Below are 15,504 nucleotides of genomic sequence, written 5' to 3' on the forward strand. Positions count from 1 at the left end.
ATCAGTACACCTCCCGCAGTACCTGGAACGGCTCCGCGGCCGGGCGCCCGACCCGACTGCCCCAGTAGGCGGCGCGCTCCCGCAGCGCCCGCAGCGACCGCGGATGCGGATGGTCGCGCAGCTCGGTCTCGTAGCAACTCATCGCCTCCAGCTTGGTGTCGAGCGTGCGGGTGACGTCGATGTACAGCGACGGGGTGAACGGGCAGTCGGCGGACCAGGCCCATTCCGTGGACGACGGGGTCTCGAACACGGCGAACCGGCGCAGCCCCGGAAGCACATAGGGGCGGCAGGCGGTCCAGGCGGCGCGCGCCACGACCCCGTGATCGGCGTTCACGTCGCCGGGGAAGTGCGTGTACACCAGCTCCGGGCGTACCGCGTCGACCACCGCCTCCACTCGCTGGACCACGTCGATCAGCGGGAGTGCGTCCAGCCGCTGGTCGGGCAGTGGCCAGAGCTCCAGGGAGGTCAGACCGAGCACCTGCGCCGCACGCTGCGCCGCCTTGACGAGCTCCTCGGCCAGTCCCTCGCGGTACCGGCTCGAGGCTCCCTCGGTGAGGACGACGGCGTGCACGTGATCGCCGTCCCTGATGTGCCGGGCCAGGGTGGCGCCCGCGCCGAGCAGCTCGTCGTCGGGATGTGCGGCCAGGACCAGTACGGTGCTCATCGCACGGCCTCCTCGGGCCGCGGGCCTTCGCCCAGCACCCAGCGGGCCACCGCGGGCGGCACGGCCTCGAACCGCGCACCGGGCCGCAGACCGGCCCGCCGGGACCAGCGCGTCGCGGGCTGCGGCGGCCGGCCCTGACCGCTCATGTGGGTCACCAGGACGCTGCCGCTCCGGGTGGCGACCCGCACACCGCACTCCTCCACGGCGAGCACCGAGCCCGACGGCCCGGCGGGCTCGTCACCGCGCGGCGGGCGGGTGCGCCAGACCATCACCCGCTCGCCGTCCAGCACGCTGAACGCTCCCGGGTACGGGGTGGTCAGGGCCCGCACCCAGTCGTGCACCGCGGGCGCCGGACGGCCCCAGTCGATGACACCCATACCGGGCGTACGGCGAGGCAGCACGTCACCCTCGGCGGGATCCTGCGGAACACGCGGAGCGGTGCCTGTGAGCAGGCCGGGAAGGTGCGTGCGCAGCATGTCGGCGCCGGCCCGGGCCACCCGGTCGTACACGGTGCCGCAGGTGTCCTCCGGCCCGATGAGCACCGTGCGCCGGTCGACGATGTCACCGGTGTCCGCCCCGGGGTCGAGCATCATCATGGTGTTGCCGGTGAGGGTCTCACCCCGCAGAATCGCCCAGTTCACCGGAGCACGGCCGCGGTGGCGCGGCAGCAGGGAAGCGTGGAAGCCGACACAGCCGTGCCGTGGCACGGACAGCAGTTCGGGGCCGAGCAACCGGTTCCAGCCGACGACCACCAGCAGGTCCGGGTCCAGCGCACGTATCCGCGTCACCATGGCCGGTGTGTCGAGATCGGTCCCGCGCAGCACCGGAACGCCGGCGGCCCTGGCGGTCCCCGAGAGGTCTACGGCGCCCGACAGCCGGCGCCGGTCGTCGTCAGGCGGCGTGATCACCGCCGCGAGACGGACCAGCGGGGACTCCAGCAGGGCCGTCAGCGCTGCCTGCGCCTCGTGCACGGCCCCGATGAGGACCACGCGGCCAGGTCGGTGTACGGCGGAGGAGTGATCGGATGCTGTGCGCATGACGGTGCCTTCCGGGTCGGGTGCCGCGCGCGGCCACGACACGGGCAAGGGTCACCAGCATCACCGTGGTGACCAGGTACGCGATGCTGGACGCCACGGCCGCGCCGACCGCCCCGTACCGGGGAATCAGCAGGACGTCCAGCAGGACGGTCACGGCGACGCCGACCCCCATGCCCCAGGAATTCACACCGGGCCGGCCGACGCCGAACAGATAGGCCGTGGACACGGCCGCCGCGCCCTCGACGGACAGTCCGACCAGCAGGATGCAGGCGGGGACGACCGCGTCCGTGAACGCCTGGCCGTACAGCAGCGGCAGCATGATCACCGACGCGCCCACCAGCGGCGGCACCAGCAAGGCGGTGAGCGCGGTGGCCCGCGGCATGATCCGGCGCACCTCCTCGCCGGCAAGCCGTGGACCGTCCCGGGCGAACCGCGGGTAGAGCACGTAGTGCATCGCCACGGCGGGCAGCCGCATCAGCTCGGCGAACTTGGACGCGACGGCGTACACACCGAGCACCGCCGGGCCGGACAGCGCGCCCACGATGACGAAGTCCAGCCGGAGGTTGACCAGCAGCAGCACGTTGCCCAGCTGGCCGCGGGCCCCGTAGCGCAGCACCTCGGCGGCGAGCGGCGTCGAAGGCCGGCCCCGTCGGCGTCCGAATCCGGTGCGCACCAGCCGGCCCAGCGAGGTGACCGTGGCGGCCGTCCCCCCACCGAGCAGCCCGGCGACCACGGCGTCGGCGTCGCGCAACCCGGCGATCAGGGCCAGCCCGTAGGCGGGCAGGAAGAGCAGTTCCTCCGCGACGATGACCAGGTTGGCGCCCCGCATGTCGGCCTGTCCCTGGCAGCAGGCCTTGCCCCACACGGTGAGCAGCTGGGTGATCACGGTGACCGCCAGCAGGGCCAGCTGCCACCGCGGCACGGTGGTGAACAAGCCGTCGAGCAGCGGAACCGCGGCCAGCCACAGCAGGGCGCCCAGGGCCGAACCGGCGGCGGCGAGCAACGCCAGAGTCGGCCGCAGCCCGGGATCGTCCCGCCGCTCGCCCGCGAGGAAGTAGGCGCTCGCCAGCGGCAGCCCGCAGCTGACCACGACACCCGTCAGCCAGGGCAGCACCCGCAGCAGCGCGTACTCGCCGAGCACCTCGGCCCCGGACAGCCTGGCGACCAGAAGGCTGGCGACGAAGACCATGCACACCGCGACGCCCTGGGCCGCCAGGTTGCCGACCATGCTGCGGCGCCCCAGGGCCGGCGCCCGCTGCCCGGTCCCGTGGTCCTGCGCGCCGGTTCCGCTCATGCCGGGTCTCCGCGTCCTCCGGCGGGGGACGGAACCGTGACCGCGCGGCCTTCAGCGGTCGGTCGGCCGTACGGATCGTCCGGGTCCGGTTCGGTCGCCAGCACCGCCACCATCGCAAGCAGCATCCACAGGAAGCGGAAGTGCAGCACCTCGTAGTAGGCGCCGGCCACCGCCAGGCCCAGAAGTGCCGCCACGAGTCCGGCCGGCCGGGGGACCTGGGCGGCGAAACCCGTACCGGGAGGCGCGCGCAGCACCCGGGAGGACCGCCAGGCCGCGGACATCAGCAGGGTCAGCAGCGCGACCACGCCCAGTGGGCCGCGTTCGACGAGGGCCGCCAGATAGTCGTCGTGGGCTTCCTTCGCGTACGGGAAATCCCGGTCCTGGAGGAGCTGTTTCGTCGTGCCCGGCCCCGAGCCGGTCAGCCACTGCCGGTCGTACAACTGGAGGCTCTCGCGGACCAGCACGCCGCGCTGCTCCGTGCTGGCCCCGCTGCGGCCCAGGGTGTTCACCAGCTCCGTCTGCTGGGACAGCAGCGCCCGGTCCTGCACATGGGTGAGGGGCGTCGTCGTGAGGGCGGTGCCGATCACCAGGGCGGGGGCCAGCACGATGGCAGCCGCGGCGACCGGACCGGCCTTGCGGCAGATCGTGTACGCGGCGAGGAGGACCAGGCCGGCGCACAGGGCGAGGACGCCGCCGTTCGACTGGGTGAGCAGCAGCGCCCAGAGGAGCATCGTGTAGCCGTACCAGCGCAGCGCACGGGCGCGCGGGCGCTGGGCGGCGTACACCATGAAGAGCGACACCACCCAGTACGTGGCGGCGTAGTTGGGGTCGCCCAGGGTGAACAGTTTTCGGTCGCCCTCGGTCGGAGAGATCCCCTCGACAGCGGTGATGTGCGCGAGCGTGGCGCCCACCAGCACGGACGCCCAGACCACGGACGCGTAGGCGAACGCAGCCGTGAGCAGGCGGAGGACGCCCGGCCTGCGTGCGATGTTGTACAGCGCGACGCACCAGGCCAGCAGCAGAGACTCCTTGGTCAGGTTCACCAGCGAGGTGCCCGGCAGCGGCCCGGCCAGGCCCGCGACGGCACCGCTCAGCAGCAGGAGGGCGCCGGCCAGGCTGTACGGGGCGCCGAGCCGCCGGCCGCAGGTTGCCGCCCACAGGAAGCTCACCAGCACCATCGCCACGGTGAGCAGGTCCACCGGTGAGCTGTTGCCCGGGCCGGCGGGGCGCAGGATCGGCTGGAACACCATCGCCGCGCAGGCGATGAACGTCACCGTGCGCAACAGCGTCTCGTGCCGGGCGCCGACCGGTGACGTCAGTGAGGTGCGCCCGGGCGTGAACCCGGCGGTCACTGTGGCCATGACGTCTCCTCCTTCGAGGCCAGGCGGGTGAACGCCCGGAGCTGTGCGTGGGCGAATCCCGGATCCGTGGCCTCGGCGGCCACCGCGGCCAGCTCCGCGAGCACGGCGTCCCGCCCGCATGCGGCGGGCAGCCCGAGCCGTCGCAGCGGCGCACCGAGGAAGCCGCGTACCAGGCGCGGATACCACCCCGTGCCGTCCAGCGCGTAGGCCAGGGCCGCCCCGGGTCTCCCGGCGACCAGTCCCGGGTGGCCGGGGACCCGGTGGCCGGGCCTGGTGCGCCGGTCGAGGTATTCGCAGTAGGCGACGACGAACCGGGCAGGATCGGCCAGGGGGTTGCCGGCTGTTCGTGCGTGCTCCCAGTCGACGACACCGGAGACCCGGCCGCCCCGCACCAGGACGTTCCCGGGCCAGAAGTCGCCGTGCACGGCGGTTTGGGGAACTGCGTACCGTCGCAGCCGGCGGCGCAGCGCGTGCAGTTCCTCAAGGGCGCGCTCCGCGCTCGGAGCGCCGCTCAGCTGCCCGTCCAGGACCTCGGCGACGCGTGGCGCGAGGTCGAGCGGCTCGGTCTCGCCGGTCGTGGCCGACTGCAGCGCGGCCAGCCAGACCGCCGCCGCGGCGAAGTCCGCCTGCACCGGCGCGGGACGTGTGTGGTGTCGTGGACGGTGATACGCGACCAGCATCGGCATTCCCGGAAGGGCGGTCGTCGCCAGCGCCGGCAGGCCCCGGTGCCGCAGCAGGCCCACGACGGTCGGCACGGCAGGACGGGCTTCGCCCAGCGGCAGCGCCGCCAGGGCCTGCAGCCGGTCGGCCTCCCGGACGACGCCCGCCGCCGCTTCGGGCAGGGCCGGAACCTTCACGGCCAGGGTGGGCAGTTCCCCACCGGGCGGGAAGACCAACAGGATGAGACGGGCGTCCGGATCGTGGCTGTGGTCCAGCAGCAGCAGCGACCCGCTCGCGGAGAGCAGGCGGCGGACCGTGCTCCGCGCGGTACCGGATGGTTCGGCATCGCTGTCCGGAGCGGGAACGGTCAGCCGCGGCACGCAGCGCCGCACCGCCGGAACCGTCAGTGCCGCCCGGGCGGCGGGGTAGAGCCACCCCGGGAGTGGCGGGGGCACGGCGAGCAGCGACTCGCGCACGTAGGACAGCACCGCCGTCCGGTCCTCGGCCACCACGATCGGGTGCCGTCGCGACGGCAGCGTCACGTACCGCCGCCCGGGGGGCAGCAGTTCGCGCCACATCCGGTCCCGTGGCGGCGCCGCGCTGCTCATGACAGCACCGCGAACGGTCTCAGTCTGGCGACCGGCCGGACCAGGCCGTTGCCCGAGAGGATGGCGACTGCCGCGTCGACCCCGGCGTCGTCCAGTTGGGGTACGTCGCGTGGCGCGGCCCGGTCGTAGGTGAAGCGCGTGGTGTGCCGGCGTTGGGGGTCCGGTCCGCTGCGGCCGCTGCGCTCGAACGCGCTGATGATGCTGCCGGTTCCGTGACAGGCGGTGTAGAGGCTGCGGTCCGCCTGCGGTGCCGGGACGCACAGGAACGACGAGGTGCGGTTGGTGCCGGGCACCAGGAGCGGCTGGCCGGTGTGCGCGAAGGCGGGGTGACCCGCCATCATCTGCGGCGTCCAGGCGCGGGTTGCGTTGTGCCGGTGCACGAATGCCGGCTCGCCGCCGACGAGTTCCTCGTAGACGGAGTTGTGCGGGGAGTCCACCACGAGCCGCAGTCCGGCCCCGAAGGCCGCGCGGGCGAAGATCCGCAGTGAGGCGTAGGTGGCGAGGCGGTAGGCGAAGCCGTAGTTCATGGCGAGCCGCTGGGCGAGCAGCACCCGCCGGCCCTCGTCGCCCTCGATCGGCACGGAGGGACAACCGTGCCGGAAGTACGCCGCGTATCGTTGCCGTGCCTCGGCCGGGCTGCCCGCCGTCAGCAGGTGCGACAGCGGCTTCTGTACGGCCATCTCCGCCCGCAGCAGCCGGGAGGCGGCCTGCCGACGTGCGTACATCTCGCCGATCTGGCCGGTCAGCACACCACCGCCGTTGTGGAACTGCAGGGTCACCTGCCCCTGGTGCACGCCGAGGCGGTCGGCGATGTCCCGCTCCAGCACCTCCTCGACCTCCTGGAGCTCCAGGAAGTGCGTACTGGGGCCGATGCTGCCGAAGCGCAGCCGGGCCAACTGCACACAGAGCCACGGCAGTTCCCGGCGGGCGCGCCGTGCTCCGCCGTACTCCTCGACCGGGAGCTGCCCGAACTCCTCGATCCGCTCGATGTCCGCGGTGTCGACGGCGAACCGCTCGGCGGCGAACCGGGCGCCTTCCACGGCGGCCCGCAGCACTTCGGCGCGGGACAGCTCGAACTTCCACCGTGGCGGGTCGGGGTAGCGCTGCCTGACCCGTCGGTAGAACTCCTCGACGGCGGTCGCGGAGGGCCGGGGCACATCCAGCACGGCGAGCGCCATGCCGCAGTTCAGGGCGGCGTCGGTGAGGGTGGGCCGGATCGCTCCCCGGGTGGCCACCGCGATGCTCGACGGCATCTCCGACTTGCCCTTGTGGCTGAAGTCCGGCAGCACGACCGGCGGCGCGGCCAGGTCCGCCGTCCCGGTGCCCCCGCGGACCCGGGCGAGCAGCGCCGGATCGGCCGGTGCCTCGGTACTGTCGAACACGGTGAGGTCGGCCCGGGACCCGGTGGCCGGGTCGCGGTGCTGTCCGCTGATGATGTCGACGCGCACGGGGACTCCTCGGGTTCAGGGCAGTTCAGAGACGTGACGACCGCGATGGGGCGTAGGCGGCGGTCAACTCTTCGCCCAGCGCCTTGCTGTTGAAGCCGTCGCCGATCCGCATGTAGGCCTCCGCGGCCATCCGGGCGGCTTCCCGCGGGTGATCCAGCAGATGCCCGATCGCCAGGGCGAGCAGATCGGGCCGCTCCGGCGGTACGAGCAGCCCCGTACGGCCCGGCACCACGACGTCCGGCACCGAGTTCACGGCCGTGGCCACGACGGGAATCCCGCTCACCATCGCCTCGACGACGGCGACCGGTAGCCCCTCGTAACGGCTCGGAAGGGCGAACACGTCGAAGGCCGGCAGCAGGTCCGGGACGTCGGAGCGCTCTCCGACGAACACCACCCGCGCGCGCTCGCGTACGGCCAACTCCTGTACCCGCCCGGCCAGTTCGCCACTGCCCACCCACACACCGGTGAGGCCGGGCCGGTGCAGTGCGGCCAGCGCGTGGACGAAGGTTTCGGGCGACTTCTGATAGGCGAGCCGTCCGACGGCCCCCACCACCGGGCCCGCGCCGGTGAGGCCGAGCGCCTCGCGGGCCCGCGCCCGGGTGGCCGGCGTCCTGGTCGGCGTGTCGTGGTCCACCGGAACGCCGATGGTGCGGACGCGCTCCGGGGCCACCAGACCACGGCGCACCACCTCGACCGCCACGGCCGTGCCCACACACAGCGCCACGTCGGTGAAGCGCCCGACCCGCCGCTCGATCCGGATGTACGCTCCGCGCCGCACGGCGGACTGGAACTCGTGGTAGGGCAGCCCGTGGAACGTGTGGACGATACGGGGCACCCCGGTCCGGTGCGCCGCCAGCCGCCCCAGCGCGCCGGCCTTGGCGCTGTGGGTGTGCACGACGTCGAATCCGCACTGCGCGCAGAGGGCGGTCAGCCGCCGCAGCGCCCGCAGGTCGTCGCCGGGCGTGATCGGCGAGCGCAGCGCGGGCTCGAGGATCACCTCGAAGCCGGACTCGGCGGCGAGGTCGAGCAGCCGGTCGCCACGGCCGGTGATGAGCGTCGTGCGGTACGCGGCCGGGTCCAGGGCCTGTGCCCCGCGCAGCGCGACGATTCCGGCTCCGGCCTCGAACCGGGTGACCACGGTGCCCACGTGCAGTCTGGTCATGGCATTGCCTCCGCTCGCTCGGAAGCCTCGGTGGCGAGGCGGTACAGCGCGGCGAGCCCTTCCTCCGGCCGGTCGCCGAGCACGATCTCGTGTGCGGGCAGCCGCCGGGCGATCTCCAGCGCCGCCGCGCTGATCGGCGGGTGGGCAGGCCCCCTGCCGGTGCCCAGTGCGAGGGCGGCCGCGAAGGGCCAGTAGCGGCGCAGTTCCCCGGCCGTGTACGTGCCGGCGGCCAGGGCCCGCGCCGCCCGCGCGGGGTCGAGGGGATGCACCTCAGGACGGCCCGAGGCCTCTCTGCGCAGCAGCACGAGCCGGTTGGGACGCAAGGTGTCCAGCCGCCCCGGCAACGGGCACTCGGTGCGCCCGTGGGCCATGCGTCTGCCGCCGCCGTCCTCGACCCGCATCGGTTCGACCAGACCGTGGACGTCCCGTCCGTCGGTGACGCACAGGTTGTCGGAGCAGGCGTGTTCTCCGGCCGCTACGGCGCCCAGCAGCAGCGACGACCGACCCGTCCCGCCCGGCCCGGCCAGCAGGGGTACGGACGGGCCGATGGTCACCGCGGAGGCGTGCATCGGCACCCGGCCCCGGCACCCCGCCCACCACAGCGCCGGATATTGCAACAGTGTCGCCCGGACCAGCAGATGGAAACGGGAGCGCAGCAGCCGGGAGGCCAGGTGCTCCCGTACCGGCGGGCGCCACCGGGCCTCCACCGTGAGCTGCCCGGCAGCGACCGTCAGCCGCAGGTCGAACCCGCTGCCGCAGGCGTTGCACAGCACCACCGCCCCGCCCCGGGCGTAGCCGCCGCGGGTGAGCGGCGCCCACCCGCGGACGTCGAAGGGTGTGTGTCGCGACTGCACTTCGACGTGCACGTCGGCGGCGGATCCGGCGGCTGGCTGCCAGGCCCGGGCGCCGCCTTCGGCCAGCAACCGGGAGAGGGGGGCCCAGCGGCAGTCGACCAGGAGCCGTTCCCCCGCCTGGATCAGTTCGGCGTGCATCGGACACGCTCCTATCGAGCGGTTTCGGCGGAGCGACGGGGGCGCGTTTCGAAGCGCGGCCGACGGCGGCGGGCGGGATCGCCCAGCACACCGATCACCGGCCAGCCGGTCGTGGCCACCAGGTTGCGCACCCTGCGCAGCTCGGCGTACGGCGGCAGATCGGGTTCCACCGCGACCAGGACGTGCCGTGCGCCGTCGGAGACGTCGTTCACCTGGTGCAGCGCGCGGACCCGGACGGAGGGGACGGCGGGCCGGGCCGCGGCGATCCGGGTGACATGGCGGTGGTCCGTCGGGGCAGTGTCCTCCCGGACTTCCGTGTCTTCCCGGACGGCGGTGGCCGCGCGTGCCGGGGTCAGCGTCCGGATGCGCCCCGGGCGCTCGTGCCGGTCGGCGCCGTCCGGCGGCGGTCCCGCGGTGTGCGGAACGCCGGGGCGGCCGGAGCGGAGCCCCGTGCCCGCGAACGGGCCGGGGGCGCCGACCACGGCGAGCCGTGCCTCGAGTTCCTCCCCGAGTTCGGCCAGGCGCTCGTCGGCGACCGCTCCGGTCAGTACCACCGTGCCCGCTCCGACGCGGGTGACGGCCCGGCGCAGCGCGACGGCGGTCTCGTCGTCGACCGTGGGACGCGTGCCGGGACCGCCGTCGCGGGTGCGGCCGTCGGCCACGGGAAGCCGGCCCAGCACCGGTGCGTCGAGCTCGCGGCCGAAGGCGGCCTGGCCGGCCACGTGCGGCCGGAGAGTCTCCAGCACCATGGCCGCCAGCAGCCCGGCCACCAGCCCGCCCACACCGGCCAGTGCCAGATCGGTGCGGGACAGCGGGGCCGCCGGCACCGCGTTTCCGGCCGGCGACAGCAGCGAGGCCGTGCTGTCGCCCAGGCCTGCGGCCTGCGCCGCGCGCAGCGAGCCCTGGATGTCGAGGATCTGCTGGTCCAGGGATCCGAGTTCGGCAGTGAGCCGTCCGGACTCTGCCGCGCTCTTCACGTTCGGCAGTTCTCCGGCGACGCGCACCCGCTCCGCCTGGAGCGCGTGTTCACGGTCCGTCAGCTGGGTGACCAACAGGTTTCCGGAGCCGTTGAAGAAGCCCACGAGCTGCTCCGACAGTGCGCCGGCCAGTTTCTCCGCCGTTCTGGGATTGCGGTCGGTGACCTTGACGGTGAACACCGCGGAACCGCCCAGCCGGGACACCGTGGTCTCGTGGGCCACCTGGGCCGCGGTGCGGTCGGTGAGCTTCGCCTGCTTCAAGGCCGCGTCGACGACCGAGCCACTGGTGGCGACGGCCTTCACACGGCTCAGCATGGCGTTGGCCTGGACCTCCGTCGTGGGCAGTGTGGCGGATGCCTGGACGCGGGCCTTGGAGACGTAGGCGCGTCCGGTGGAGAGTCCGAAAGCACCCACGACGAGCATCGGCAGGAGGACGAACAGCACGATCAGCCGCCAGTGTCCACCGACGGTGCGGCGCAGAGCTTCGTTGAATTCCATCGCACATCCTCAGTAAGATCACAAAACATCTTTTGTCTGAATTGTCAGGATGGTGGAGTGCGTAGAGGTTCCGGGATCCTCGTGGTCGGGCTGCTGCTGTCGGCGGCGCTCTCCTGCGGTCGGGAGGTCCCCGAGCCTGCACCGCCGTTCCTCTCCGTAGCGCTCAACACCACGGATCCGGCCACCGTGCGCTACGGCTACTCGCTGATCGACGTCACGCCGGATCGCGTCTCGGAGGTCACCACGCGTCAGCGCGCTCTGGTGTGGCTCGGCGGGTACGACAAGGTGCGCTGCGCCTGGACCTGGAGCGATGCGGAGGTCAGGATGCGGTTCGCGCGGTATGGGCTGGCCCGCTCGCCCCGAGTTGCCGGATATTTCGTGGCGGACGAGCCCAACACCGACCTCAACTGCCCCCGGGCCGCGGCCGAGGTGCGCAAGCGGTCGGCGCTCGTACGCTCCCTCGATCCGGACACCGACCACTTCACGGTGGTGAACGTGGACGATCCCGACCAGTTCGCGGCCTTCCGCGGCGCGACGGATGTGATGAGCGTCAACGTCTATCCCTGTCTGGCTGCCAAGCCCTGTGACTGGTCGCGGATCCCGCAGGCGCTGGCGCGGCTGCGCGAGGCGGGCGTCACGCGCTACATGGGCATGCTCCAGGTGTTCTCCTTCGAGCAGTGGCGCTGGCCCACAGCTGCCGAGCTGACCGGCATGATCGCGCAGTGGCAGCGCTCCGACTGGCTGGGGCAGCTGACGTTCTCCTGGGAGTACAAGGGCAGCAGGCTGGCCGACCACCCGGAGCTGCTCCGCGTGCTGAAGAGGCTCAACGACGCACCGCACGAGCTGTTCCCGCTTCCCTGACTTGCGGATATTTCATACGCTTACGGCGTATACATACACTTTTGACCGCTTTGGCGGCGCCGTCAAGAGGGGTGCGGTCACGCGAGGCGTCCGGATGGGTTGACCGGGATCATCCGGAAGGTGATGATGTATGTATACATCGTAAATATACGGTGATTCAGGTGAATCAAGATCCGGTCATGAGCGCTCCCATTGAGGACTACGCCCTCATCAGCGACCTGGAAACCGCCGCGATGGTGGGCAGGAACGGGTCCGTAGACTGGCTGTGTCTGCCCCGCTTCGACTCGCCGCCCTGCCTGGCCGCGCTGCTCGGCACGGCGGACAACGGATTCTGGCGGGTCGCGCCCGTCGCCCGCGGCACCTGTGCGCGCCGGTCGTACCAGCCGGACACACTGGTCCTGGAATCGGAGTGGGCGACCGCGACCGGGGCGGTACGGGTCACGGACTTCATGCCGCCCCGCGCCCAACACCCCTGCATCGTACGGCTGGTGGAAGGGCTGGAAGGGGCCGTGCACCTGCGCAGCGAACTGCGGCTGCGCTTCCACCACGGCAGGGTCCTCCCCTGGATCAGGGTGACCGACGACTGCACCGTCGCGGTCGCCGGGCCGGACGCCGTATGGCTGCACGCCGACGGTCCGGTACGGGTGCGGCGCACCGTCGGCTGTTCCGCCTCCACGGTCCTCGACTTCACCGTCCCGGCCGGACGACGGCTGGCGCTGACCCTGGTGTGGGCGCCGTCCCATCTGCCCGCGCTGCCCGCGCCGTTGTGTGTGCCCGCCGAGACGATCCTGAAGGAGACCGGCGACTTCTGGTGGCGTTGGAGCGCCCAGTGCCGCTACGAGGGACCGTGGCGGGACGCCGTCGTGCGGTCCCTGATCACGCTGAAGGCACTGACCTACGCGCCCACCGGCGGTATCGTCGCGGCGCCCACCACCTCGCTGCCCGGCTGCATCGGCGGAGAGCGCAACTGGGACCACCGGTACTGCTGGCTGCGCGACTCCACCCTGACCCTGTCCTGTCTGCTGCGCAGCGGCTACCGCGACGAGGCGACCGCCTGGCTGGACTGGCTGGTGCGGGCCGTCGCGGGCGATCCCGCCGATCTGCAGACCGTGTACGGCGTCGGAGGGCAGCGTCTCCTGCCGGAGACCGAGGCACCCTGGCTGCCGGGCTACGAGGGCTCGCGGCCGGTACGGTTCGGGAACGCCGCGGTGAGCCAGTTCCAACTCGACGTGTACGGCGAGGTGCTGGACACCCTGCACCTCTCGCTGCGGGCCGGGATCCCGCTGCCGGCCCATGTGTGGGACCTGGTCGAGGCACTCATGGGCCACCTGCTCGCGCACTGGCGCGAACCCGACCAGGGACTGTGGCAGGTCCGGGGCCCGGGCAGGCAGTTCGTGCACTCCAAGGTGATGGCGTGGGTGGCCGCCGACCGTGCGCTGCGGATGGGGGAGCTGCTCGGCCGGAACGGCACCTCGGGCCAGTGGCGGGCCATGCGGGACGAGGTGCACCGGCAGGTGTGCCGGAAGGGCTGGGACGTGGCGCAGGGTTCCTTCGTGCAGTCGTACGGCTCGTCGGCCCTCGACGCATCGGCCCTGCTGATTCCACGGCTGGGTTTCCTCCCGGCCCGTGACGAGCGGGTGCTCGGCACCGTCCGGGCGATGCGCGGACTCACCCGCGGCGGGTTCGTGCGGCGGTACGCGCAGGGCACGGACGGTATGCGCGGGCGCGAGGGAGCGTTCGTCGCCTGCTCCCTCTGGTACGCCGACGCCCTCGCCGCCACCGGGCACCCGCGGCAGGCACGGGAGGCCTTCGAACGTGTCCTCGCGATCCGCAACGACGTCGGCCTGCTCTCCGAGCAGTGGGACCCGGACGCCGGCCGCCAACTGGGGAACACCCCCCAGGCGTTCAGCCACATCGCCCTGGTGGAGACGGCGTTCGCCCTGTCAGCAGGATCATCCCCGAGTCCCCGTAGTCCGGAAGCGTCGGATCGGAGTCGATCCGGGTCACCGTGAGCTCCTCGGTCAGCGGCGCGAACACCTCCCGGACCGTGTCCGGGTCCACGGGACAGCCCGGCCACCACGAGTCGCGGCCGATGCGGTACGTCGGCATGTTCTCCATGAACGCCGCCACCAGCCGCCCGCCGGGCACGACGGACCGCGCGAAACGGCCGCAGAACTCCGTGAACTCCGCGAAGTCCTCGCTCGCGCCTTCCGCCACGAAGTGCATCGACGCCAGCTCGTAGCCGCCCGGCTCGACGGCCCGGACGTCCGCGTGCACGACCCGCACGCGCGACAGCGCCGTCGACAAGTCCGCCGGAAGGTTCGGGTCGAGCCGCCGGCCCAGCTCGTAGAAGGGCAGCCAGCCGGCGTCGGGGCCGTTGTGGAGCTGCCGCAACAGATAGGCCACGTTCGCCGCGCCCGCCTCCACGGCGTCGATACGGCGGCTCGCCGAGGCGGCCAGCATCAGCGGGTACAGGTTGGGTCCTGCGCCGAACTCCAGGGACCGTGTGATGCTCCCGGGCGGGATGGGGCGGTAGAACGCACAGTGGTGGGCGATCACCGCCGCGTCGCAGGGATGCAACTCGCGGTAGTTCTCGGCGAGATAGTCCTCGACGGGCCAACTGCCCCAGTCCACGTCGTCGTTGCGGATCGGCGGGGGAGAGGGCTCCCAGGGTCGGGTCATCCCGGGCTCAGCTCCTGCGCCGCAGGGTGTAGCGCCGTGAGAGCCCGGTCAGGGCGTCGTTGAGCCGGTCGATGTCCTCGTCGGAGTTGAGCGTCGTGATCTGCACACGGAAGCCGACCCGGTCGCGCGGCACCAGCGGGTAGGCGGCGAGGGTCACGTAGATGCCCCGGTCCCACAGGAATCCGGCGACCGCCTCCAGTTCGGACGCGTCGACGAGCGGGATCTCCACGATCGGCAGCCGATGGCCGGTGGGCGCGTCCAGACCCAGGGCGTCGACGTGGTCCAGCACCCGCACCGACTTGCGGTGCAGCTCGGCCCGGATCGCGTCCCCCCGCCGGTCGTTGACCTCCAGACCGGCGAGCGCCGTCGCCAGGGAGGCCGTCGGCGAGGGGCCCGAGTACAGGTAGGGCGCCGCCGCGACCTTGAGGTGGTCTTTCAGCCGGGAGGGCAGCGCGAGGAAGGCCAACAGGGACGAGTACGCCTTGGAGAAGCCGCCGACGAGCACGATCCCGTCGTACGACTCGCCCGTGTGCCGCACCACACCGTTGCCCCGGGACCCGTACGGGCACAGTTCGTCCGCCGTCCGCTCCCCGATGACGCCGAAGCCGTGTGTGTCGTCGATGTACAGCGTCGCGCCCCGCTCCCGGCAGAGGCCGGCCAGCACGGGAAGATCGGGGATGCCGCCGGTCATGCTGTCGACGCCGTCCAGACACACGAGCCGGGGCGCGCAGGACGGTACGGCCCGAAGCAGGGCGTCGAGTTCGTCGGGCCGGTCGGCGCGGAACCGCCGCAGGGTCGCGCCCTGGCCGCGCGCCGACACACAGCCGTCGTACACCGTGCGGTGCGCCCTGGCGTCGACGAAGACGTGCCCCTGGTCGGCGAGGACGGGGATCACCGAGGCGTGGATCAGGGTGGCGGTCGGCAGCAGCAGCGTGTCCGGCGCGCCGAGCAGCGCCGTGAGCCGCTCCTCGATCGCGGGATACAGATGCGGACTGCCCAGCAGCCGCGACCAGCTGGGGTGCGTGCCCCACTGCCGTACGGCCGGTCCGATCGCGTCCATGATCTCGGGGTCCCAGTCGAAGCCCAGGTAGTTGCAGGAGGCGAAGTCGATCAGCCAGTGGTCCCCGCTGCGGATGTGCCGGCCGCGCACCTCGTCCAGGACCGCGTCGCACATGGGGCTGGTCCGGCGCAGCTGTGCGAGCTCGGCCCAGCGTGGATCACGGCGGACTTCCCGGAGTCCGGCGGCGGTTTCTCGCATGG

General features: G+C 72.6%; 13 protein-coding genes. 2 read left to right on the plus strand and 11 right to left on the minus strand.

All coding sequences use genetic code 11. The annotated features are described in order from the left end of the window. Nucleotide 1 precedes the first annotated feature (1 nt). The 9 genes from OG223_RS45565 to OG223_RS45605 are packed head-to-tail and all read right to left on the minus strand — an operon-like array spanning nt 2 to nt 10,701. Complete coding sequence (locus OG223_RS45565) at nt 2-664, minus strand: PIG-L deacetylase family protein (RefSeq protein ID WP_329262515.1); 663 nt, start codon at nt 662-664, stop codon at nt 2-4. Beyond that, nucleotides 661-1,635: a methionyl-tRNA formyltransferase gene (locus tag OG223_RS45570; protein ID WP_329262517.1), complete on the minus strand. Its 975-nt coding sequence runs from the start codon at nt 1,633-1,635 to the stop codon at nt 661-663. Before OG223_RS45570 ends, OG223_RS45565 begins: the two co-directional genes overlap by 4 nt. Beyond that, nucleotides 1,556-2,995 (minus strand): lipopolysaccharide biosynthesis protein, encoded by a 1,440-nt coding sequence (locus tag OG223_RS45575; RefSeq protein ID WP_329262518.1) that lies wholly within the window; start codon nt 2,993-2,995, stop codon nt 1,556-1,558. The genes OG223_RS45570 and OG223_RS45575 overlap by 80 nt, the downstream gene beginning before the upstream one ends. Then, entirely contained in the window at nt 2,992-4,356 is a 1,365-nt protein-coding gene (locus OG223_RS45580; RefSeq protein WP_329262520.1) for an O-antigen ligase family protein, read from the minus strand. Before OG223_RS45580 ends, OG223_RS45575 begins: the two co-directional genes overlap by 4 nt. After that, complete coding sequence (locus tag OG223_RS45585; RefSeq protein WP_329262522.1) at nt 4,344-5,624, minus strand: aminoglycoside phosphotransferase family protein; 1,281 nt, start codon at nt 5,622-5,624, stop codon at nt 4,344-4,346. The genes OG223_RS45580 and OG223_RS45585 overlap by 13 nt, the downstream gene beginning before the upstream one ends. Beyond that, the gene (locus tag OG223_RS45590) at nt 5,621-7,072 is read right to left on the minus strand and encodes an RtcB family protein (RefSeq protein WP_329262524.1); all 1,452 of its coding nucleotides are present in this window, start codon (nt 7,070-7,072) and stop codon (nt 5,621-5,623) included. The genes OG223_RS45585 and OG223_RS45590 overlap by 4 nt, the downstream gene beginning before the upstream one ends. 25 nt (nt 7,073-7,097) lie before the next feature. Continuing rightward, nucleotides 7,098-8,234 carry a glycosyltransferase gene (locus OG223_RS45595; RefSeq protein ID WP_329262526.1) on the minus strand — a complete coding sequence of 379 codons (1,137 nt, stop codon included), beginning with the start codon at nt 8,232-8,234 and terminating at the stop codon, nt 7,098-7,100. Then, on the minus strand, nt 8,231-9,226 hold the full coding sequence (locus OG223_RS45600) for a hypothetical protein (RefSeq protein WP_329262528.1): 996 nt from the start codon (nt 9,224-9,226) through the stop codon (nt 8,231-8,233). Before OG223_RS45600 ends, OG223_RS45595 begins: the two co-directional genes overlap by 4 nt. Before the next feature lie 11 nt (nt 9,227-9,237). Then, nucleotides 9,238-10,701 (minus strand): hypothetical protein, encoded by a 1,464-nt coding sequence (locus OG223_RS45605; protein WP_329262530.1) that lies wholly within the window; start codon nt 10,699-10,701, stop codon nt 9,238-9,240. A 57-nt stretch (nt 10,702-10,758) separates the two neighbouring features. Between OG223_RS45605 and OG223_RS45610 the strand changes: the two genes are divergently transcribed. Together OG223_RS45610 and OG223_RS45615 are read left to right on the plus strand one after the other, a co-directional pair. After that, entirely contained in the window at nt 10,759-11,562 is an 804-nt protein-coding gene (locus tag OG223_RS45610; RefSeq protein ID WP_329262532.1) for a hypothetical protein, read from the plus strand. A gap of 179 nt (nt 11,563-11,741) precedes the next feature. Next, nucleotides 11,742-13,574, plus strand: coding sequence for a glycoside hydrolase family 15 protein (locus OG223_RS45615; protein ID WP_329262533.1), 1,833 nt, complete (start codon nt 11,742-11,744; stop codon nt 13,572-13,574). Here the strand turns inward: OG223_RS45615 and OG223_RS45620 are convergent. Next, a complete protein-coding gene (locus OG223_RS45620; protein ID WP_329262535.1) occupies nt 13,468-14,244 on the minus strand; it encodes a class I SAM-dependent methyltransferase in 777 nt (258 codons plus the stop codon). The two genes, OG223_RS45615 and OG223_RS45620, sit on opposite strands and share 107 nt — an antisense overlap. Nucleotides 14,245-14,251: 7 nt before the next feature. After that, nucleotides 14,252-15,502 (minus strand): aminotransferase class I/II-fold pyridoxal phosphate-dependent enzyme, encoded by a 1,251-nt coding sequence (locus OG223_RS45625; protein WP_329262537.1) that lies wholly within the window; start codon nt 15,500-15,502, stop codon nt 14,252-14,254. Nucleotides 15,503-15,504 lie beyond the last annotated feature (2 nt).

The sequence above is a fragment of the Streptomyces sp. NBC_01478 genome (genome assembly GCF_036227225.1).
Classification (GTDB): Bacteria; Actinomycetota; Actinomycetes; order Streptomycetales; family Streptomycetaceae; genus Streptomyces.